This is a genomic window from Tenacibaculum aiptasiae, assembly GCF_008806755.1.
GTDB lineage: Bacteria > Bacteroidota > Bacteroidia > Flavobacteriales > Flavobacteriaceae > Polaribacter > Polaribacter aiptasiae.
Genome location: NZ_WAAU01000003.1, coordinates 92,708 through 112,195, shown reverse-complemented (window position 1 = coordinate 112,195; position 19,488 = coordinate 92,708). Strand labels below are relative to the sequence as shown.

Here is a 19,488-nt window from a genome sequence, read left to right as displayed (position 1 = left end):
AGAGATAAATTAAAAAAGTCACATCTTAATGATGTGACTTTTTATTTTGAGATAGTTAGTTTTTTTGTTACTTATCCATTGCCTCTTTAATTATCTTGTAAGATTCATGGGCTTTAGACATTTTCGCATAGTCAAGAGCTGTAAAATCACCTTTTTCTGATTTTGTGTATAATTTTGCTCCTTTACTAATTAATAATTTAACAATGTCTACTTTATTATATCTAGCTGCAAACATTAATGGAGTTAAGCCAGTGGATTTTCTATTAATATTTGTTCCATTTTCTATTAAACTTTTTACAGCGTCATAGTTTCCAGCTTTTATCAATTTACATAATGTACTAACGTTTGGATATTCAATTGATGTTTTAAAAGTTGGTTTATGTAAATCAGAAGCTGTAATGGTTCCAAAAGATACTACGATAGCGAATACGGTTAAGATTAATTTTTTCATGATGTTGAGTTTTTTAGATTAGGATTACGACTAATAGACGCCCATAGAAAAAAAACGTTTCACTAAAAATTAATAGTTAACATATATTTAATAATTGTTCTTAAAATGCTCTTAAAATTAAAAACAACCTATAGTTAAATGATTGTTTTTTAGGTAGTTGTTTTTTTGTGTTTAAGAAAAGAAAAATATTTTTGAGAATTAAATTTTTAAACCTTTTGATAAAATAGGTGTCAAAATAAATATGGAAACAAGGCACATACAACATTTATATAACAGAATTGGTTTTGGAATTACTCCTGTAGAAATAGAAGAATATAAGTACAAACCCAAAAAAGAAATTATAAAAACTTTATTTAAAGAGTCAGAAAAAATACGCCCTTTAGAAATAGATACTTCTTTTATTTCAAATCTTACGAGAGAAGATTTGAAAAATAAAAAGAAACGAAGAGAACTCATGAAAATGAGCAGAAAAAAGATTATCGAATTAAATAAATCTTGGTTAGATAGATTGTATTCACCAAAGGAATTGTTACGAGAAAAAATGACGCTTTTTTGGGCTAATCATTTTGTTTGTGAAGATAAAAACGTGCTGTTTGCCAAGCAATATAACAATGCGTTGCGAACCCATGCATTAGGCGATTTTAGAACCTTTGTTAAAGTAATTTCAAAAGAGCCTGCTATGTTAAAATACTTAAACAATAAACAGAATAAAAAGAAAAGTCCAAACGAAAATTTTGCAAGAGAACTCATGGAGCTTTTTACTTTAGGACAAGGAAATTATACTGAAAAAGATATAAAAGAAAGTGCAAGAGCATTTACTGGTTATAATCATAATTTTTTTGGTGAATTTAAAATGCGTAGACGTCAACATGATGAAGGAGAAAAGATATTTTTAGGATATACAGGAAATTTTGATGGAAACGATATTATAGATATTATTCTAAAACAGAAGCAATGTGCACAATTTATTTGCGAAAAAATCTATGGCTATTTTGTAAATGAAAATCTTAATTCTGAACATGTTAATAAAATGGTTTCGGTGTTTTATCCAAATTATAATATTGAAGAATTAATGTTTTTTGTATTGACTTCCGAATGGTTTTATGAAGAAGAAAATATAGGAACCAAGATAAAGTCACCCATTGAATTTTTAGTAGGATTACATACAGTAGTTCCATTCACTATAGAAAAAAACAAACACAGTTTGTTAATTCAGAAGTTATTAGGACAAATTTTATTGAGACCTCCCAATGTAGCAGGGTGGAAGGGAGGAAAAACATGGATAGATAGTAATACCATAGTTACTCGATTAAGATTGTCATCCGTATTGTTGAACAATGCAGAAATAACGTATTCAGATAAAGGGGATTTAGAAGATGAGGTGAGAAGTTTTAGTGAGAAAAGATTAAGAAGAAGAACTTTTATAAAAGCAACACCAAATTGGACCTCTTTTGAGAATAATTTTCCAACACAATCAAATAAAGAATTAATTAAACAAATTCTTATAAGTCCAATAAATAAAGGAACATTAGAAGTTTTAGAAAATAGTGAGTTAGTATCAAAACAAGATTTTTGCGTGCAATTAATGTCGTTACCAGAATATCAATTATGTTAAAAAAGAGAAGAGATGGATAGAAGAAATTTTATAAAAAGAACTTCATTAGCAAGTGGCGGATTATTTTTTGTACCTCAGTTTGTAAAAGCATTTGAGCAGCAAGCACAACAGCTCTTTAGTAATAAAAAAATAGTAATTGTTCAATTAAAAGGAGGAAATGATGGATTAAATACCGTTGTGCCTTTTAGAAATGATATTTATTATCAAAAAAGAAACGGAATTTCCATACCTAAAAACAATTTATTAAGGTTGAATGATGAGGTTGGTTTACATAAAAGCTTAGCACCACTTCAAAAATTATACGATAAAGGTTATTTGAGCATTATAAACAATGTAGGATATCCAAATCCAAACCGTTCACACTTTAGATCTACTGATATTTGGCAAACAGCAAGCGATAGTAATGAATATTTACAAAGTGGTTGGATAGGGCGTTTTCTAGATACAACCAATTCAAAACCATATAAAGCCATTGAAGTAGACGAAAGTCTCTCTTTAATGCTAAAAGGAGAGCTGCAAAATGGTTTGGCAGTAACTAACCCCAAACTTTTATATCAGTCGCTTAAACAGCCTTTTTTTACCGAAATTTTAAATAATTATAATGATACACATTTAAGTGAGCATAATCTGGGATATTTATATAACACAATGATAGATGCTAAATCTTCGGCAAAAGATATTCATGAAAAAAGTAAAACTACAATATCTAAAGCAAGCTATCCAAAAAATGTTTTTGGAAAACAATTAAAAACAATTGCAGGATTTATTAATTCAGGACTAGAAACACAAGTATATTATGCAGCCTTAAGTGGTTTTGATACACATGCAAATCAGGTAAATAGACAAGCTCGTTTATTAGACTTATACGCTAAGAGTATGGAGGTTTTTGTAAATGACTTAGAGAAAAGTAATAAGCTAGAAGATGTGTTGATAATTACGTTTTCAGAATTTGGTAGGAGAGTGCAACAAAATGCGGCAAATGGAACAGATCATGGAACAGCTAATAATGTTTTTATAATAGGAAAACATTTAAAAAAGCAAGGTTTATATAATGGACTGCCTGATTTACAAAATTTAGATACCAATGGTGATTTAAAATATGAAATAGACTTCAGAGAAATTTATGCTACACTTTTAGATAAATGGTTGCAAGTGGATGATACACAAATTTTAAATAAACAATTTTCTAAATTAAGTTTTGTGTAAGAACTATTAATCTAAAGAATTTAAAATTTTTCTAGCTTTCTTGTAGTTATAATTTGTTGGATTTTTAATAATAGTTTCTAAAGCTTTTTTCAAAGCGGGTTTATTATTTAATTTCATGTAGGTTATGGCTTCGTACCAGTTTCCTTTACTGGCATCAATAGCATCGCTTTGTTTTAATTTATTGAAAGTGACTAAAGCTTCTTTTTCATTATGCAGTTTTAACAAAGAAATTCCTTTATAAATTAGAACATTAGGATTGGGTTTAGAAGAAGTATCTAATTGAAGATTACATAAACTTAAACTTTTTTGATAGTTTTCGTTTTTAAACGCAATTTCAATTTCTTCAAGAGCTTGTTGTTGATTATTCCCTTGAACGATAAAAGAAGGCATCTCTACTTTATTAGAATGAATAGCATATAATTTATGTAAACCAACAGGAATAGATTGATAATAAAAGAAAAGACCAACCAATACTATTATAGTAGCAGCTATAGATCCATAAAGGTAATTGTATTTTTTTCTAGTAGTTTGTAAATAACTCTTTTCAGCCGATAGTAAATTATTTTTGAAATTAGTATACTCATGTTTTTCAACTAATTTTTTACTCAGGAAAACATGTTCTTTTAAGTCATCATTATCAGCTATTATTTTTTCGAAAGCTAATTTTTCTTCAAAAGACATTTCTCCTGCTAAGTAACGTTCGGTTTGTATTTCAATAGTGTTCTCCATAATTAAATATCTTTCAAATCATTATACCTTTTGTCGCTTTGAATCATTTTAAACAGCTTTTTTTTACACTTAAAAACCTTTTGTCTAGCAGCATTTTCGTTAGGTAAATTAAGTTTTTTAAAAATTGATTCGTAAGGAGTTTTTTGTAGCATTAATTTTAATATGTTAATGCAATCATCTTTTAAGAGGTTAAATTTTTCTTCAAATAATTCCCATTGACGCTCTTTTAATTCGAACGTATTGTCTTCAATATCATTACTTATAAGAGTAGTTAGGTCGGTTTCTGTTACCTTATTTTTAGTTACTTTTTTAATCCATAGGTTTTTACAAGTAAAAAATAAATAACTATCAAAAGCTATAATTTTTAGATTTCCACTTTTAAGTCCAGAATATAAAATCAGTAAGGCTTCCTGAAAAATATCTAAAGCATCGGCTTTTGTACCATTATTTTTCAGAATATATTTTTTTACTCCAGTAAAATTTTTGGTATAAATTTTCTCTAAAACCTCTTGTTTACCCTCTATAAATAGCTTTATAAAATTCTGATTTTCATCTGTCATAGATTTTTTTTCAAAAAGTAGTAACAAAGATGCTAAAATTACTCTTAATAAAAAACAGCGTTTAAATCTAGTACGCAAAAAGAAAATCTAGATATATAATTAAACTAACCGAACAATGAAAAAAATTTTATTTTTTATAGCTATAGTAATTTTTGCTAGCTGTAATTCAAACGATGAAGCCTTAAACGTAAACGAACAATCTCAAGAACAATTTTCTGCAAGAAAAGCAACTAAAGAAGGCTTAGTGTTAACACCAGTAGTTTATAAATGCAAACAAAATAGTAGGGATAAAATAACTACTATTAAAGATACTTATGTAACTGCTAGAGAATCAGAACAAATTCTTAGAGGAAACATCAAAAAGATTATAACATATCGTGCTAAAGATGGGTATTCGTATACTTTAAATGCAATGAAAGCAATCAACATTAATCCAATTGATGATGATATTGATGATTTTTATCCATGCATAATAAGTGAGCAAGATCAACAAGATCTTCAAGATGAAGCAAATAATACTTGTAAAGTAGTTGAGTTTAAATGTTGTAATCAAACACCAGATAATCCAAATGGAGCAGCTGTGTTATATATCTTTTATCCACAACCATCTGCAGGATGTCCTGAAGTTGCATATTACGATTGGGGAAGTGAAGCACTATAAAAAAAGAAAATAAGTAGAAACATTTTGTGATACTTATATTTTTTAATTTAAGTTTATTAACTGTATGTCTTTACTTTAAGATATACAGTTAATTTTTTAATACAGTTCTTTTATTGGAATTAATAACAAAATAAACGCGAAAAACACTAACTAAAAATGATAAAATATTTTCTACCCATACTACTTCTTTTTATAGTAATAAGTTGTCAAAACAATGAATTTGAAGAAGTGAATTTTAATAATGAAAATGCACTTTCTAAAAGTAGGTCAGCTGATAAACAAGAACAAGAAAACACAGTTGTAATTCGTTTTAAAAAAGGGTTAAGCGATACAGAAAAAGCAATTGTTAGAGCAAAGTATAATGTTTTATACTTTGAAGTTTGTTCATGTGGAGACCCCGAATTAGAAAATTGGTTTTTTTCAGGTAATTTAACTTTTGCTGACTTAGAAGAAAAAGTATTATCAATGGAATCAGATACCGATATGGAAGGAGCTGATCTTAACTTTAAAATTACCATTGATATTAGTGGAATAAGTAAACCTAATGTAAATGCGCAGCGGGAAGTATCTGTAGGTAATTTTAAAAAAAATACATTAGATAAAATAGATGTTGTTGTAGGAGTATTGGATTCTGGAATTAATCCATCGTATTTTAAATTTACGAAACCATTTTTATTTGATAGTACAGGAATGAATGATACCTGTGGAAACGAAATTTTTGGATGGAATTTTGTTAATAACAATAATGCTCCAATTGACGATAGTGGTCATGGAACACGTGTAAGCTATTTTATTTATGAACAATTAATCAATTCTCCTAAAAATTTTCAAATACTTCCTGCTAAAGTTTTTGATATTAATGGAAGTAGTTCACTTTTTACAATTAACTGTGGTTTTAGCTATTTAATAAAAAGAAAAGTTAATGTAATTAATATGAGTTTTGGTTGGAAAAATAATCCATCAAGTGTAATGAAATCATATATTAATGAAATTGAAGAGTATATTTTAATTAACGCTTCTGCAGGAAACCTTGGTGAAAATAATGATGCTATACCACATTATCCATCTTCTTACAAAAACAACAATATACTAGCAGTTACAGCAATTGATAATACAATACCTCCAAATTTAGTTTTAGGAAGTATTTCATTATCTAATTATGGTGAAAACTCAGTAGATATTGGAGTGAAAGGACTAGGAATTCCTTTTTATACCTCTTCAAATAATGGACCTGTTTTTATTAGTGGAACATCATATTCTAGTGCAAAGGCTTCGGGTTTTAATGCATCATTGTATAAAACAGGTATGTCAATAAATGAATGGTACCATGAAATACTTCAGCATAGTATTCCTTCATCAAACCTTAACTTGATAAAACACAGTGCTTATTTAGAATTATAGCAGTATATTAGGAATGAATAAATACAATTCCTATGCATGCAACCAAAAAACATAAACAATTATTAAAATTATGTTTTTTGTGTATTTATGTATGTGCTTTTAGTTTTCAGGTTTATTCTCAGCAATTTAATAAAGAAGAGTTTGATAGTATTGTAGGTTTAAAAAGTATTAGTACTGCTGAAAAAGTAGCGGTGTTTAAAGAGAAATTAAAGAATGAAAAGAATCAACAAATAGCTGCTGAGTTATGTTATAAAACAGTTGTTTTTTTCTGGAGAGAACGAAAAAAATCACCCTGGATATTAAAAGAAGGAATTTATTTCTTAAAAAAAGAGCAATCGATTAGAAATACTTTAGATTCAACTAAAACTGCTTTAATAAAAAGAAACCTATTTAATCTAGGTTTGTTTTATAAAGAACTGAAAGATTATACAAATGCTATAAAGTATTTAGATGAGCTTATTTCTTATACTGAAAAACCTAATAAACAGCTTGCTAAAAGTTATAAATTAAAAGGAAATATTTATACAAATTTAGGTGATTTTGAGCGAGCTGGTAACTATTTGAATAGAGCAAGAAAAATATTTAAGAAACTAGGATTAGAAGATAGGTTATTCAGAGTAAATAATGATTTATTGAAATTATTGATTGATAAGAAAGACCAAAAATCTTTTTCATTTTATAAAAAACTATCTGAAGAAAATAAAGTTATAAAAGATAGTTTTAATGCTACTTTTAAAGATACGTTTGATTTTTTTTATAACTCTGCTAGTATTTTATATCGTAATAAACATTACAAAGAGTCGATTATAACATATAAAGAAGTACAAAAAATGTTACTAAGTAAGGGGGACTCCACTCGTTTAGTTGATTTTTATAATAATTTTTCTCTTCCTTTTTTGAAAGAATCAAAACCAGATTCAGCAAAATATTACTGTCAAAAAGGACTTAAGTATACAAATTCAAAAAACCTATTAGGAAAAAGTGCTTTGTATAATAATTTAGGGGATGTATATCTTTCAGAATCTAAATTTAAGAAAGCCTTTTATTATTATGATAAAGCTATTCAAACAATATCACTAAATAGTTCTGATGAATTTCCTACAACAATTTATTTTAAAGAACTATTGGGGTATCATTTAGATAAGTTGAATGCACTAATTACTTTTTATGAAGAAAAACAAAGTACTCGTATTTTGCAGGAAGCTTATGAATTATTAACTAAAATAGATTCTCAATTCGACGCTATTCATCATACAAGTAAAGAACGAATATCTAAACTTTTTTGGAGAGAAGAAGGGAGAGATTTTTATATTAATGCTGTTAAAATTTGTTACCGTTTAAATAAACTGAAGGAGGTTTTTTATTATATAGAAAAAAGTAAAGGAATACTACTTTTAGAGAATACGAATAATCAATTTGCTAAAAAATTAGCCAATCTTTCAGATTTTTTAATAGAAAAAGAAGACAGTTTAAAAAGGCGAATATTACATTTTAACGAACAAATAAACCGAACTCAAAAAGCCGCATTTAAGGATAGTTTATTTTTAACTAAAGAAAAGTATTTTACTTTTTTAAATACTCTGGAAAGAAATAATATAAACTATTATAGGTATAAAACAAGCATTCCTATAACTACTATAAAAGCTGCAAAGAAGAATTTAAGAAATGATGAATTAGCTATTTCTTATATTTTAGGAAAAGATAGTGGGTTTATATTGGTATTATCTAAAAATAAGTATAAGGTTTTACCTCTAAAAAATTACAATGAATTAGCTTCTTTAGTAAAGAGATATAAAAAATTATGTTTATCACCTATCCAATACAAAGAAGAATTAAGCACGTTTAAGAATATATCTAATAAATTATATCAAATACTATTTCCAAAAGAAATAACGTCTTATTTTAAGCATTATAATAAATATTCAATAGTAACTGATGGTATTTTAAATAATATTTCATTCGACGCCTTAATCCCTTTTATAAATAAAGATGGTGGTTTTAAGTATTTGATAGAAGAAAAAGAATTAGTATACCATAATTCATTATCATTAACGTTATTAAATAATTCTTTGCAAACACCATTTTTTAAACGTCAGTACAATTTTATAGTTAATAAATTTAAAGACACCAGCTTTACTTCTTTAACAGTAAAAAAAGAACCTTTTTTCAATGATAAAATGTTTGTTAATGAAGAAGTATTAAAAGAAAATTTTATAAAAGAGTTTAAAAAAGCTTCTTCAATTTTTATTTCTAGTCATGCAGATGGGAAAAATCAAATTCCTTGGATTGCTTTATACGATCAAAAATTATACTTAAACGAATTGTTTTTCCTTAATAGCCCTAAAAACTTTGTGGTTTTAAATGCTTGTGAAACAGGAATGGGTAGATTACAAACAGGAGAAGGAAATTTTAATTTAACAAGAGGTTTTTTAAATGCAGGAGCAAAGAGTGTATTGTCTACACAATGGCAGGTAAATGAGAAATATAATACTGAAATTTTGAAAAACTTCTTAAAAGCTTTGAAAAGCGGGAATCCAAAATCTACAAGCTTAGCTATTGCAAAAAGGAAATATCTAAAGAAATATAAGAACACAAATTTAAGCTCTCCTTATTATTGGGCAGTTACTACAATTACAGGTAATGATTGTCCTTTACCCCATAATAAGAATTATACCATGTTTGTAGTTATATTAGTGGCTTTATTGTTAATTCTTTATATTTTAAAATATTCAAAAAAACGTTTAAAACATAAACGTTAATTATACTTTACTTTACGTAATACTCGCATAGCTTCTTTGTATTTAATATAAGTAGTTTTGTCATCTAAATTTTTAATATAACTTTTAGCTTTTCTTAGTTGAGTTGGGGCATCTAAAAAACCATTTAAATAGCAAATTAAGTAGGAGGTAGGTAGTTTAAAAACATCTTCATGCTCTATAACAGATAAAGCTATATTATTTTCTATTTTGTTAGTAATAATGTTGTTGTTATTATAAATATGATTAATAATGGTGCTATCATACTGAGGAGGTTCAAATAGGAATTCGGTAACAATATCGTGTTTTCCATTATCTTTAAAATTAATAATAGTTTTTTCTAAAGGATATCGTTTTTCACTTTTATCAATCCCTAAAACTATATATTCGGTAATAATAAAAGATTGCTCGTTGTAACTTATTTGCACATCATCTAGCGCTGAAAAAAATAAACGAACCTGTTCGTTTATTAATTCGATGTCTACTCGAGTTAAAAATTCTTCGTCATTAACAAGCTTTTTTTTGCCTGCCCAACACAGAACAAACTGTTCATTAAAAACTTTGTATTGTGGATTGTATTCTGGTTTATGGTTATTGATAAAATCAAAAACACCATCTAAAGTAAGTTGAATATTATTACTAGCATTTTTTTCAATAGCTTCTACAATAGGAGCATTTTCATTTTTGTGCTCTAGTATGTTTTCTGTAGGAATAGAATTACTTCCTCTACGAAAAAACACTGTTCCTTTACGATATTTCCAAGCGTTTTTAGATAAAGAAGTAACCTGTTCGTTAGGGTAAATAGTTACTAACCCAATTACTTTATGCCGAGGTAAACGAGGAAACGGAACATTTTCATACTCAACTTTAGGAGGATTGTTTAAATAGGCATTGACTAAATTCTGAATTTTACTATCATCATAAAAATCAACACCTACAATTTTGTTTTCTTCATCTTCAACTCCAATAACAATGTATGAGTTATTTTGAGGATTAGAATTTGATAAAGCACAGATATGTTTAATAAACTTAGCTTTTCCTTCTTTAGAACTTAAAGAAAGTTTTTGCTTTTTATCATAAAAACTATTCTCATCATTATGAGATAATAAGTTTTTAATAAGTAAGCGTTTATTAATCATTTTTAAGGTACTTTATGGCCTTGACTAGCTACAAGTAAAGAAAACCAATCTTCTGTTTCTAATTTTATAAACTGAGCCTTTATCGCTTCTTTTATACGTTGAATATTAGTAGTTCCAATAACAGGTGTAATCTTAGCAGGATGCTTATATAACCAAGCCAATAATAATTGGCTTTCAGTAGCATTATATTTTTTACATAAATGTACTAATTCTGTTTTAATTCGTTCATTTTGATCTGAATGTTCCTTAAAATAAGAACCTAAAGGACTCCATGCCATTGGTTTTACATTATGTGTTTGCATATGATCTAAACTACCATCTAGCATTGAAGAAAATTGAGTTAACGATACTTCTATTTGATTAACTGTAATAGAATTTTTCTTGTTAATTAAATCAGTTTGTGATGGAGTAAAATTAGAAACACCAAAATCAATAATTTTACCTTGTTTTTTTAATTGGTCAATCGCTTCATAAATTTCATCAGCTTGCATTAAAGGACTAGGTCTGTGTAATAATAACAAGTCTAAATATTCAGTTTGTAAATTTTTAAGAGATTGTTCTACACTCCAAATAATGTATTCTTTTGAATAGTCGTAATATTTTACCCTATTGTTTCTTGTTTTTCCAACGTATTGAATACCACACTTAGAAATTAACTGAATTTGATTACGGTTAACTTTACTTTCAATAAAAGCCTTTCCAAAATCAGCTTCAGTAGTATAATCACCATAAATATCAGCATGGTCAAATGTGGTGATATCATTTTCTAAGCAAGTATGAATTAGAGTACTCATTTCTTGAGTGTTTAGGTTTTTACCCCAAATACCCCAAGTCATACAACCAGCAATTAGTTCTGAATAATTAGACATTTTTATTTAAAATTGTTGCACTAGCTTGTGCAGTTGGATATACTACTAAATCTTCAATATTAACATGATAAGGTCTGGTAACTACAAAATGAATAATATCGGCAATATCTTCAGCTTGTAAAGCATTGTAACCTTTGTAAACATTTTTAGCTTTTTCTTTATCTCCCTTGAAGCGTACATCAGAAAACTCTGTTTCTACTGCTCCAGGATGAATGCCAGAAACTCTTATGTTATGCTTATTTAAATCAATACGCATCGATTTATTAATAGCATTTACAGCATGTTTAGAAGCACAATATACATTTCCATTAGGATATACTTCTTTTCCAGCAATAGAACCAATATTAACAATAAAACCACTATTTCTTTCTACCATTTGAGGTACAATAGCTTTGGTAACATAAAGTAATCCCTTTACATTAATATCAATCATAGCATCCCAATCATCAATATTTCCATCCTGAATAGCACTTAATCCGTGAGCATTTCCAGCATTGTTAATTAAAATATCTATTTGACGGAAGTCTTGAGGTAAGTTATTTATTGCTTTTTGTACTTCATTTCTATTTTTAACATCAAAGTTTAAAGTAGCAACTTCAGTATAGTTTCTTAGTTGTTTTTGTATTTCATCTAATCGATTTTTTCTACGGCCACATAGAATTAATCGAATATTATTTTTAGCAAAAATCTCAGCAGTTGCTTTACCTATACCAGATGTAGCACCAGTAATAAGAGCAGTAAGTTTCATTATTTATGTTTTGGTTAAAGGTAGGTTATTCAACTAAAAAATAAAACCTTTATAAAGATACTTAACAAAAAGTTTATAAAAATAAAAACCGCCCCTTTGTGGGGGCGGTTCCTTTTAGTTGGTAACTACACCAACCAAAAATCAACTAACCAAACTTTATTTTAAATATTTTCTATCAACTGTCTTTCGTTGTATTTTAGTACGTTTTCTACCGCTATTCCTTACGGTAGACTTTGCAGTACTTTTGTTTTTACCTTTTAAATATTGTACAAATCCTCTACCAGAAAAAGTGTACGTTGTTTTTGAACTTAAGTGGAACAACTCTATTGTTTCATCATCTATAACGCTTAACTCAAATCTTTCAGTATCTCCACCATCATAATTAAGTGTTAAAAGTTTTAGATTCTCGAATCCTGAAATATTGGCTACTTCATAACCTCCCACATAGTCCCACTTAATTATATCAATATTCGTGCCAAAAGCATCATGAGAAGAATAAAATGTTACGTTGTTCTCAGGAGTAAACTGTAAAAAATGCTCGTCATCAAATGCATTTGGAGTTCCTCCTTTTGCATCTATTCTTTCCCAAGCAATATATTCTTGTAAAAAATATTCTATGTTTTCATAAAATAATTTATCGTAATCAAAATTATTTCTTTGGTAACCTATTAGATAATAACTAACATTTTGTGATAAATCATCAATTCTAATTTCATTATTTGATAATTGAACAACCTCAAAGTCGTAATTTCCATCTAAATTATGACGTGTTTCTAAAACTGTTCCTATTGCCCCATATCTACCAACTATAATTCCTAAACCATTTCCTGTTTTACCGATATCTGCAATATTATTATTAGCATACATAGTTCCATTTAAAAATGATACTGTAAATGCTTTAGATAGGAAAGGAACATCACCTGTACCAGTAGTTCTATGGTAATCAATATACCATAAATCGTAACTAGAGATAAATTGGTTTAATGAAAAAGCATTATCATCAATTATTTCATTTTGTACAACACAAGATGTAAGAGTAACACTTGTTGCTATAAATAAGAATAGTAATTTTATACGTTTCATAAGCTTTCATTTTATGGTTATGCTTATACGTTTTCAAATTACGTGCCAAAAATAAAAAACACCTCATTGAGGTGTTTTTTATTTTAGTATTGAGGTTTTACCGATGGCATAAAAACCTTTTCTCCTTTTTTAATGTTTTCTATTTTATAATAATGAATTTTAGTTCCTACTTTATAGGTAACGATGGCTTCATTTTCTTTTAATTTAAAAGGAAAATCTTTTTCGCTTTTTGCACCAGCTGTATTTCCATGTTCTTCTTTAGGGTCAGCATGTAATGTTAAATCTTTTTTAGCTTGATTTGTTGAGGTATTATAACGTGCGGCTATATATTGCTTATCCTGTTTTTTTTCAATTACAGCTTTCGTAATTCTATTTTGAAAGAAAACCTTTTCAAAATTAACTGAATCTTCTGAAGTAAATTCAATAATTAAATCAAGACTATTATTACCAGGTAAACCACCTGTTATATGAGTGTATGTAGCATGTTTTACAGAAAAAGGAGGATTGCTATCCATTTTCATGCTTGCACATTGAGTAAATGTAAAAGCTAATATTAAGATTCCGAATAATTTCATAGGATTACTATTTTATTGTTTAATTTTAGACATTCAAGTAGTGTGCCAAGGTACAAATATATTTATATTTTTAAGATGTTGAATTACAGTTATTGGGAGCTTAAGGAGTGGTTTACTAATGTTGATTTTACAGTAGTAGGTAGTGGAATTGTCGGATTAAATTGTGCATTAGAATTAAAGAAAAAATACCCGAAATCGAAGATTTTAATTTTAGAAAAAGGAACTTTACCTCAGGGAGCTAGTACTAAAAATGCTGGGTTTGCTTGTTTTGGAAGTTTATCTGAATTAATTGACGACTTAAATACACATACTGAAGAAGAGGTTTTTAATTTAGTAAAAAAAAGATGGGAAGGGTTAGAGTTGTTGAAAAAGAATTTAGGAGATAAAAACATCGATTTTCAACAAAATAAAGGATACGAATTATTTCAAGATGATGCTTTTTTTGAAGACTGTTTGAGTAAAAAAGATAAAATAAATGAATTGTTAAAACCTTTATTTAAATCAGATGTTTTTCATGTAAATGAAAACATTTTTGGTTTTAATAATATTCATGGAAATTATATTGTAAATGAATTTGAAGGTCAGATAGATACTGGTAAAATGGCTACATGTTTATTAAATTTAGCTCAGTCGTTTGGAATCAAAATTATTAATAATATAGCTGTTGAAAATTATACTGAACTTAACGGAAGTATAGTTGTTAAAACTAAACAGATAGAATTTACGACTAAAAAAATATTCATTGCTACCAACGGTTTTGCAAAACAATTACTTAAGGAAGATGTACAACCTGCTAGAGCACAAGTTTTAATTACGAAACCGATTAAAAACCTTCATATCAAAGGAACTTTTCATTTAGATAAAGGATATTATTATTTTAGAAATATTGATAATAGAATATTGTTTGGAGGAGGAAGGAATTTAGATTTTAAAGCAGAGGAAACTGTAGAGTTTGGACAAACAGAGTTAATTCAAAATAAATTAGAAGAGATTTTAAAAACAGTAATTTTACCCAAGAACAATTTTGAAATAGATCATAGGTGGAGTGGTATTATGGGAGTTGGAAATCAAAAAAAGGCTATTGTGAAACAATTGTCTAATAATGTTTTTTGTGGTGTTCGTTTAGGAGGAATGGGAGTTGCTATAGGTAGCTTGGTTGGAAAAGAATTAGCAGATTTGGTATGAATATAAAAGAAGAATTGTTTAAGCAATGTGTTGCTTATGTAAATAAACGGATGAAAACAATTGAAGAAATAATTTCATCTAATAAAAAAGCATTACAATCTGAAACAAAAAGCTCAGCTGGAGATAAACATGAAACAGGAAGAGCAATGTTGCAGTTAGAAATGGAAAAAGCAAGTCAGCAACTTAGTGGAGTTGAAAAAATGAAAGAAACGCTTTCTAAAATTAATTTAGAAAGAGTAACAGATGTGGCTCACTTAGGAAATGTAGTTATAACGAATAAAAACGCGTATTTTTTAAGTATTAGTTCTGGGCAATTAAAAATAGCAGATAAAGTTTATTTTTCAGTTTCAGTTTCTTCACCAATAGGACGTTTATTACTAGGGAAAAAAGCAACAGAATCTTTTGTGTTTAATGGTAATAAACAAACAATAAAGGAAATTTTTTAAATAAAAAGTAGGGTAAAATAAATTAAAACGGTTTTATCATAGGAAAGGTTGCTACCCTTCATGAGGAAAAGAAGTTTTATAGTACACTTTTATCATTTTTTAGTGTTTAGACTGGTAAGAGTGTATTTTTCTGTAGATATAAAAGTATATTAAAATAGTTGAGTAATAATTATGAGATAGTTATTATTGGTTTAAACAGTTTCATTGAACGCTAATGAAACTGTTTTTTTTGTATCTATAATTGAATGATAGTTGAAGAAAATAGTTTGATTATTATAATATGCTTCTATAAGCCAATAATATCCTTTAAAATATGCTTTTTTAACAATAGCTTTATTGTTAGAATATTCAACAACTTGTATTTGATGAGGATATAATAAAACTTGTTTTTCGTTCAAAAAAAACTCATTCACATCATCAAATAAAGAAGCAATATATTTTTGTTTTAATCCTTTGTATAAACTATCAGGTGTATCATTAGCAATAACTTTATGATTTTTTATTACAATCATTTTATCAGCAAAAGATAAAGCGTCGTTACCGTCATGCGTTGCAACGATACAGGAAATATTATTTGCTTTTAAATAAGCAAATAACTTCCTTCGTAGAGAATTCTTTTTAAAGTTGTCTATTTGGCTAAAAGGTTCATCTAAAAGAAGTAATTCAGGTTGTTTAGCTATTGCTCTAGCTATGGCAACTCGTTGTTGTTGACCTCCACTTAAATTTTTTACTTTTTCGTTAGCAAACGAAGTCATTTCTATAACATCAAGGAGTTCTTGTGTTCTTTTTTCTGCTTCTTCTGGGTAAAAACGAGAAAGAAATTTTTTAATGTTTTCACTTACAGAAATAAAAGGCATTAGGTCAAAATCTTGAGCTACGTACTTAAAAAAATCCATTCCAGGCACCAAATGATGGGCTGGACCTAAAATTTGAATATCATTCCAGTAAAGTGTACCTTCATTTAAATCTAATAAGCCGTAGATAGCTTTTAATAAAGTAGATTTTCCACAACCACTTTCCCCCATAACACATAAATGCTCGCCTTTTTCTAAGGAGAAATTAATGTTTTTTAAGGTTGATTTTTCATCAGAATATGAAAAAGAGATATTGTTAACTTTTAACATAGTTGCAAAAATAATGAACTCTATTTTTTATATAAAAAAAACCGATGCAAAAGCATCGGTTTTTGTATTTTATCAAAAGAAAAAATCTTTTTACCAGATTCTAACTCTTTCTTCAGGTTTTAAATACATTTTATCACCTTCTTTTACATCAAATGCTTCATAGAAAGCGTCAACGTTTTTAAGAGGCATATAAGCTCTATATTGACCTGGAGCATGTGTATTTGTCATGATTAAGTTCTTTAAAGCCTCATCACGCATTTTAGTTCTCCAAATAGTACCCCAAGAAAGGAAGAAACGTTGTTCAGGAGAGAAACCATCAATATCATCAGGACGACCGTTCTTTTCTAAGAATACTTTTAATCCTTCATAAGCAGCTTGAACACCACCTAAATCACCAATGTTTTCACCTAAAGTATACTCACCATTTAAATGCATACTATCAATGGCAATAATATCACTGTATTGTTTAACTAATTTACTTCCAACGTCTTTAAACTTTTTAGAATCTTCTTCAGTCCACCAATTTTTAAGGTTTCCATCACCGTCAAAACGAGCACCAGAATCATCAAAACTGTGTGAGATTTCGTGACCAATAACAGCTCCAATTCCACCATAGTTTACAGCTTCATCAGCTTTATAGTTGTAGAAAGGCGGTTGTAAAATTGCTGCTGGGAATACGATTTCGTTATTTACAGGGTTAAAGTAAGCATTTACTGTTTGTGGAGACATTCCCCATTCAGTTCTATCTACTTCTTTACCTAATTTAGCCATGTTTTTATCAAAGTTCCATTTAGAAACATTAATAGCATTGTCAAAATAAGTACCTCCGTTTTTTAAACCTTTAACTTGTAAAGCAGAATAGTCTTTCCATTTATCTGGGTAAGCAATTTTAACAGTTAATTTATGTAATTTTTCTAAGGCTTTTTTCTTAGTTTCTTCACTCATCCAAGGTAATTGAGCAATACGTTTTTCAAAACCTAACATTACATTGTCAATCATTTCCTTAGCTTTTTTCTTAGCTTCTGGCGGGAATTTAGCATCAACATATAATTTACCTAAAGCTTCTCCAATAGCACCGTTTAAGTTACCTAAAGCACGTTCGTCTCTTGGACGTTGCTTTTTAGCTCCACGCATTACTTTACTGTAAAACTCCCAGTTAGCTTTTTCTAAGTCGGTAGATAATAATCCTAATGAGTTATTAATTGCATTCCAACGTAATAATAGCTTGATATCTTCTACAGGACGAGTTTTAAGGATTTCACTCATTGCTTTAAAGTACCCAGGGTCAGTAACGATTACTTTATTAAGATTCTTATCACCTGCTTTATCGAGATTATTATCGTCTATTTTATCAAGATTTTTAACTCCAATTCCTTTTAAATGAGCTGCCCAATCAATTGTTGGGGCTAAAGCTGTTAGCTCTTCAATAGTCATTGGATTATACATTTTACGAGTATCTCTACGCTCTTCTTTAGTCATCATTGGTTCTGCTAAGCTTTTTTCAAAACCAACAATCGTTTCAGCGTTTTTCTTTGCAGTAGCTTCATCGTCACCAAATTCTTGTAACATTTTAGCTACAAATTCTTGATATTTTTCAAGCTTATCTTTTACTTTATCATCTACATAATAGTCTCTAGATAATCCTAAACTTCCAGCTCCCATATAACCAGCATTCATACTACTGTTTTTAAGGTCGTTGAAAACTCCAAATCCATAGAAACCACCACCTCCATAAGGAGCCATGTTAGTAATAAATTCTTGTACTCCGTTTAAATCTTTAATCTCCTCAATTTTTTTTAGGAAGGGCTTTAAAGGTTCTTTACCAGCTTTGTTTCTAGCTACGGTATCCATAATAGTTTCGTAGTAGTTTACAGCTTTTTCTTGATCAGAATCGATTTCGTTTCCTTCAGAATCTTTTATTTTAGGAAAGTTTCCTTCTTCAATAGCTTTGTTTAAGATAGCTAATACATCAGCATCTGTTTTTTTACGAAGCTCTCCAAAACCTCCCCAAGAAGTTCTGTCGGCAGGGATTTCAGTTTTATCCAACCAAGCCCCGTTTACATATCTAAAGAAATCGTCTGTAGGTTTTACAGAGGTATCCATGTTTTCTAAGATAATTCCCTGAACTTTTTCCTCAGGTTGTTTATCCGCTTTTTTATCTGTTTTACACGATGCAATTGCTAAAGAAGCCACAGCAGTAGTAAACAGCATTTTGTGAATGGTTTTCATTGTATATAATTTGATTGATTTAATTACAATTGATTTTTATTTGTTTTCCTTCTTGTTTCGCTTTTTTATCTTTTTCTTGTTTTAATTATAATACCTATGTATCATTACAGCGTTTTGAATATAGTTTCAAAAGAAATAAACATCATGGTTTTTAGGTTTATTTATATAAGAATACTAAATGCAAAAAATGTTACAGTTTATTTCTTATTTTTTGATTTCAGCAGATTTAATAAAATATAAAATCTGCTGATAAATATTATAAAACTAATATATTTCTATTAGTTTGCTGATGAGTAATTTTAGGATTAAGTAACAAACTTAAAAAAAATAAGTTTATCTGTTGTTATTTAAACAACTAATGAAGTTTTAAGGTTTTTAAAAGAAGAAGTCAAAAATAAAAAAACTGAACAATGATATCATTGTTCAGCTTGTTTGTAAAGTTGTTTTTTATATAGATTGTTTATAAAGGTCGTAAGAAACAACCAGTAAAACGATAATTAATCCATACTTCAACATAACCAGAAGGACAATAATCAAACTTTTGAAGTTCGTTTGAAGGGTTGTTGTTTCCTCCTTCAATGTTTTTTAGTTCATCTTTTTTTAATTGATACTTTTTCAAATTTTTAAAATTCATAGTAATTGTGTTTTACGATTAATGATTGCAATATAAACATATTTTTTTTACAAAATATCAAAATTTAAAAAGTTAAA

Annotated in this window: 18 protein-coding genes; 7 read left to right on the top strand and 11 right to left on the bottom strand. The window is 28.2% G+C overall.

The annotated features are described in order from the left end of the window. Positions 1-67 precede the first annotated feature (67 nt). A complete protein-coding gene (locus F7018_RS00535) occupies positions 68-451 on the bottom strand; it encodes an ankyrin repeat domain-containing protein (protein WP_246175015.1) in 384 nt (127 codons plus the stop codon). A gap of 241 nt (positions 452-692) precedes the next feature. Between F7018_RS00535 and F7018_RS00530 the strand changes: the two genes are divergently transcribed. Next, positions 693-2,066 (top strand): DUF1800 domain-containing protein, encoded by a 1,374-nt coding sequence (locus F7018_RS00530; protein ID WP_150898023.1) that lies wholly within the window; start codon positions 693-695, stop codon positions 2,064-2,066. A 12-nt stretch (positions 2,067-2,078) separates the two neighbouring features. Continuing rightward, entirely contained in the window at positions 2,079-3,272 is a 1,194-nt protein-coding gene (locus tag F7018_RS00525; RefSeq protein ID WP_150898022.1) for a DUF1501 domain-containing protein, read from the top strand. 6 nt (positions 3,273-3,278) lie between these two features. Here the strand turns inward: F7018_RS00525 and F7018_RS00520 are convergent, their stop codons facing one another. Both F7018_RS00520 and F7018_RS00515 read right to left on the bottom strand, forming a co-directional pair. Further along, positions 3,279-4,001: a tetratricopeptide repeat protein gene (locus F7018_RS00520; RefSeq protein WP_150898021.1), complete on the bottom strand. Its 723-nt coding sequence runs from the start codon at positions 3,999-4,001 to the stop codon at positions 3,279-3,281. Between the two features lie 2 nt (positions 4,002-4,003). Beyond that, positions 4,004-4,561 (bottom strand): RNA polymerase sigma factor, encoded by a 558-nt coding sequence (locus tag F7018_RS00515; protein WP_150898020.1) that lies wholly within the window; start codon positions 4,559-4,561, stop codon positions 4,004-4,006. Between the two features lie 115 nt (positions 4,562-4,676). On the opposite strand from F7018_RS00515, the gene F7018_RS00510 reads away from it, so the two are divergent. The 3 genes from F7018_RS00510 (at position 4,677) to F7018_RS00500 (ending at position 9,382) form a co-directional block, all read left to right on the top strand. Continuing rightward, a complete protein-coding gene (locus F7018_RS00510) occupies positions 4,677-5,222 on the top strand; it encodes a hypothetical protein (protein WP_150898019.1) in 546 nt (181 codons plus the stop codon). A 156-nt stretch (positions 5,223-5,378) separates the two neighbouring features. Next, positions 5,379-6,623: a S8 family serine peptidase gene (locus tag F7018_RS00505; RefSeq protein ID WP_150898018.1), complete on the top strand. Its 1,245-nt coding sequence runs from the start codon at positions 5,379-5,381 to the stop codon at positions 6,621-6,623. Between the two features lie 32 nt (positions 6,624-6,655). Further along, positions 6,656-9,382, top strand: a complete 2,727-nt coding sequence (locus F7018_RS00500) for a CHAT domain-containing protein (RefSeq protein WP_150898017.1) — start codon at positions 6,656-6,658, stop codon at positions 9,380-9,382. Here the strand turns inward: F7018_RS00500 and F7018_RS00495 are convergent. The 5 genes from F7018_RS00495 to F7018_RS00475 form a co-directional block, all read right to left on the bottom strand. Further along, the gene (locus F7018_RS00495; RefSeq protein ID WP_150898016.1) at positions 9,379-10,518 is read right to left on the bottom strand and encodes an ATP-binding protein; all 1,140 of its coding nucleotides are present in this window, start codon (positions 10,516-10,518) and stop codon (positions 9,379-9,381) included. The genes F7018_RS00500 and F7018_RS00495 overlap by 4 nt on opposite strands. A gap of 2 nt (positions 10,519-10,520) precedes the next feature. Beyond that, the gene (locus F7018_RS00490; protein ID WP_150898015.1) at positions 10,521-11,387 is read right to left on the bottom strand and encodes an aldo/keto reductase; all 867 of its coding nucleotides are present in this window, start codon (positions 11,385-11,387) and stop codon (positions 10,521-10,523) included. Then, positions 11,380-12,135, bottom strand: coding sequence for an SDR family NAD(P)-dependent oxidoreductase (locus F7018_RS00485; RefSeq protein ID WP_150898014.1), 756 nt, complete (start codon positions 12,133-12,135; stop codon positions 11,380-11,382). The genes F7018_RS00490 and F7018_RS00485 overlap by 8 nt, the downstream gene beginning before the upstream one ends. Positions 12,136-12,291: 156 nt before the next feature. After that, on the bottom strand, positions 12,292-13,218 hold the full coding sequence (locus F7018_RS00480) for a hypothetical protein (protein ID WP_150898013.1): 927 nt from the start codon (positions 13,216-13,218) through the stop codon (positions 12,292-12,294). Between the two features lie 83 nt (positions 13,219-13,301). Continuing rightward, complete coding sequence (locus F7018_RS00475) at positions 13,302-13,793, bottom strand: hypothetical protein (protein ID WP_150898012.1); 492 nt, start codon at positions 13,791-13,793, stop codon at positions 13,302-13,304. Between the two features lie 78 nt (positions 13,794-13,871). Between F7018_RS00475 and F7018_RS00470 the strand changes: the two genes are divergently transcribed. Together F7018_RS00470 and F7018_RS00465 are read left to right on the top strand one after the other, a co-directional pair. Next, positions 13,872-14,978, top strand: a complete 1,107-nt coding sequence (locus tag F7018_RS00470; RefSeq protein WP_150898457.1) for an NAD(P)/FAD-dependent oxidoreductase — start codon at positions 13,872-13,874, stop codon at positions 14,976-14,978. Further along, complete coding sequence (locus F7018_RS00465; RefSeq protein ID WP_150898011.1) at positions 14,975-15,424, top strand: 3-oxoacyl-ACP synthase; 450 nt, start codon at positions 14,975-14,977, stop codon at positions 15,422-15,424. Before F7018_RS00470 ends, F7018_RS00465 begins: the two co-directional genes overlap by 4 nt. Positions 15,425-15,615: 191 nt before the next feature. On the opposite strand, the gene F7018_RS00460 is transcribed toward F7018_RS00465, so the two are convergent. The 3 genes from F7018_RS00460 to F7018_RS18220 all read right to left on the bottom strand — a co-directional run bounded on the left by F7018_RS00460 (position 15,616) and on the right by F7018_RS18220 (position 19,411). Further along, positions 15,616-16,548 carry an ABC transporter ATP-binding protein gene (locus tag F7018_RS00460; RefSeq protein WP_150898010.1) on the bottom strand — a complete coding sequence of 311 codons (933 nt, stop codon included), beginning with the start codon at positions 16,546-16,548 and terminating at the stop codon, positions 15,616-15,618. Positions 16,549-16,638: 90 nt separating this feature from the next. Next, a complete protein-coding gene (locus tag F7018_RS00455; RefSeq protein WP_150898009.1) occupies positions 16,639-18,777 on the bottom strand; it encodes a M13 family metallopeptidase in 2,139 nt (712 codons plus the stop codon). Between the two features lie 460 nt (positions 18,778-19,237). Beyond that, positions 19,238-19,411: a hypothetical protein gene (locus F7018_RS18220; protein WP_175578597.1), complete on the bottom strand. Its 174-nt coding sequence runs from the start codon at positions 19,409-19,411 to the stop codon at positions 19,238-19,240. Positions 19,412-19,488: the final 77 nt, after the last annotated feature.

Excerpts from the sequence above, each read along its gene's own strand:
- F7018_RS00530 (WP_150898023.1), top strand. The coding sequence starts at position 693 with ATGGAAACAAGGCACATACAACATTTATATAACAGAATTGGTTTTGGA.
- F7018_RS00490 (WP_150898015.1), bottom strand. The coding sequence starts at position 11,387 with ATGTCTAATTATTCAGAACTAATTGCTGGTTGTATGACTTGGGGTATT.
- F7018_RS00495 (WP_150898016.1), bottom strand. The coding sequence starts at position 10,518 with ATGATTAATAAACGCTTACTTATTAAAAACTTATTATCTCATAATGAT.
- F7018_RS00475 (WP_150898012.1), bottom strand. The coding sequence starts at position 13,793 with ATGAAATTATTCGGAATCTTAATATTAGCTTTTACATTTACTCAATGT.
- F7018_RS00510 (WP_150898019.1), top strand. The coding sequence starts at position 4,677 with ATGAAAAAAATTTTATTTTTTATAGCTATAGTAATTTTTGCTAGCTGT.
- F7018_RS00515 (WP_150898020.1), bottom strand. The coding sequence starts at position 4,561 with ATGACAGATGAAAATCAGAATTTTATAAAGCTATTTATAGAGGGTAAA.
- F7018_RS00485 (WP_150898014.1), bottom strand. The coding sequence starts at position 12,135 with ATGAAACTTACTGCTCTTATTACTGGTGCTACATCTGGTATAGGTAAA.
- F7018_RS00455 (WP_150898009.1), bottom strand. The coding sequence starts at position 18,777 with ATGAAAACCATTCACAAAATGCTGTTTACTACTGCTGTGGCTTCTTTA.
- F7018_RS00525 (WP_150898022.1), top strand. The coding sequence starts at position 2,079 with ATGGATAGAAGAAATTTTATAAAAAGAACTTCATTAGCAAGTGGCGGA.
- F7018_RS00480 (WP_150898013.1), bottom strand. The coding sequence starts at position 13,218 with ATGAAACGTATAAAATTACTATTCTTATTTATAGCAACAAGTGTTACT.
- F7018_RS00535 (WP_246175015.1), bottom strand. The coding sequence starts at position 451 with ATGAAAAAATTAATCTTAACCGTATTCGCTATCGTAGTATCTTTTGGA.
- F7018_RS00460 (WP_150898010.1), bottom strand. The coding sequence starts at position 16,548 with ATGTTAAAAGTTAACAATATCTCTTTTTCATATTCTGATGAAAAATCA.
- F7018_RS00500 (WP_150898017.1), top strand. The coding sequence starts at position 6,656 with ATGCATGCAACCAAAAAACATAAACAATTATTAAAATTATGTTTTTTG.
- F7018_RS00520 (WP_150898021.1), bottom strand. The coding sequence starts at position 4,001 with ATGGAGAACACTATTGAAATACAAACCGAACGTTACTTAGCAGGAGAA.
- F7018_RS00465 (WP_150898011.1), top strand. The coding sequence starts at position 14,975 with ATGAATATAAAAGAAGAATTGTTTAAGCAATGTGTTGCTTATGTAAAT.
- F7018_RS18220 (WP_175578597.1), bottom strand. The coding sequence starts at position 19,411 with ATGAATTTTAAAAATTTGAAAAAGTATCAATTAAAAAAAGATGAACTA.
- F7018_RS00505 (WP_150898018.1), top strand. The coding sequence starts at position 5,379 with ATGATAAAATATTTTCTACCCATACTACTTCTTTTTATAGTAATAAGT.